Source organism: Candidatus Obscuribacterales bacterium, assembly GCA_036703605.1.
Lineage (GTDB): Bacteria > Cyanobacteriota > Cyanobacteriia > RECH01 > RECH01 > RECH01.
This window is the reverse complement of record DATNRH010000990.1, coordinates 1-1,313: the sequence shown is the minus strand read 5'-3', so window position 1 is coordinate 1,313 and position 1,313 is coordinate 1. Positions and strand designations below refer to the sequence as shown.

The following is a 1,313-nucleotide window of genomic DNA, read 5'->3' as shown; positions in this document are numbered from 1 at the left end:
GTGTATTCTACCTAGTTCTCATGATTTGGAGAAATCTTATGAGCAACATCAACACGAACACGACCGCCCCCTCCGTCCCCTCCACCCGACTGACCTCTTCCACCGGAGCCCCGACCTGGAGGTTCATGTTTGAAGTCACGGGGAACGACGTGGACATGCCCATCCCCGAGGGCGTTGAGCCCTGGGAGTGGAGGGCGTACGCCCCCCACGGGTACGTGGGGGTCTGGGGGGTTAATATCCCCCAGCAGTGGGTTACGCTCCACTTTGCGGACGGGGACCAGATGTCTCTGATGGTGCCGGAGTTGGCTAACCCCAATGCCTGGCTCACGTGGTCCCGGACGCACGGTGCTCTAGGCACCGTGAACCACGTCGAGATCAGCTAACAAACTGGGGGGTGGCGCTGTCGCTATCCCCCGGTTCTTTTTTAGACTAGTTGCTACGCCAGTATTTAGCGACGGACTTATCAACTGGGTAGTTGTACCCATGCTCTCGGCAACGCCACCGCTCAAGTGCTTTAGCAAGGGGCGTGTTTGGGTCTTTCTTCTTCTCTTCGCTCATACGCTGGAACTGGCCATACATGCGAGCACAAAAGCTCTTTTGACGCCTTAGCTCGTCCGAGTCGCGCTTAAGTTTCTTCGGATGAGTAGACACAGCTCTCTGGAGGTTACTACCTGTGTCTCTGTTATACGCCTCAATAGCCTCATCACTTAGACCACCCATTGGGTGTCTTCGTGCGGAGCGCTTCCATATTGGTGTTTCGTCTGATTTCATTTTAGACTAGAACAGTTTGATGCGTGGGTTCTTAATATCTTCTACGTGGCTGAACTGCTTGAATGCTAGCTGAGATAGCGGATGGCCACTAAGTATGTTAGTGAACTTACCTGTTGCCGGTGCATTCTTAAGCGTATCCTTAAGTCTATCGTGAGACAGCTGGCCAATGAAGTCAGGAGTCTGGTGAGGAATTTGTCCAATACCTAACAGAACAGGCTCAAACTGGATTGGTCTGAGGTTTTTCGCACGTAGCTTTGTGTTGTAGGTTTCTAGCGCGTTTACCTGATGGATTTCTCCGGCGTAAATGTTAAACAACTTATCACCGTCGCCAGGTTGTGTAATCTTAGCCCTATCCGTCATGGGCTTAACTACTGTCTCAAAGATACGACGCTTGATCTTTTGTCCATCGTATGCTTTGGCGATTTCATCTATTAGTGTATTACGAACTAGGTTCATATCTCCCGTGGCCTCAAGAAGGTCTTGGGGGTTTATGGCACCGCCTTGGCTAATCTGTTGTCCTGGGGCTACGATGTCACCGATAT

At 51.4% G+C, this 1,313-nt stretch carries 2 protein-coding genes; one reads left to right on the top strand and one right to left on the bottom strand.

Going from position 1 to position 1,313, the window contains the following annotated elements:
* On the top strand, positions 1–383 hold a 383-nt coding region (locus tag V6D20_20280; GenBank protein HEY9818117.1), incomplete at its 5' end, for a hypothetical protein.
* 394 nt (positions 384–777) lie between these two features.
* On the opposite strand, the gene V6D20_20275 is transcribed toward V6D20_20280, so the two are convergent.
* On the bottom strand, positions 778–1,313 hold a 536-nt coding region (locus V6D20_20275), incomplete at its 5' end, for a hypothetical protein (GenBank protein HEY9818116.1).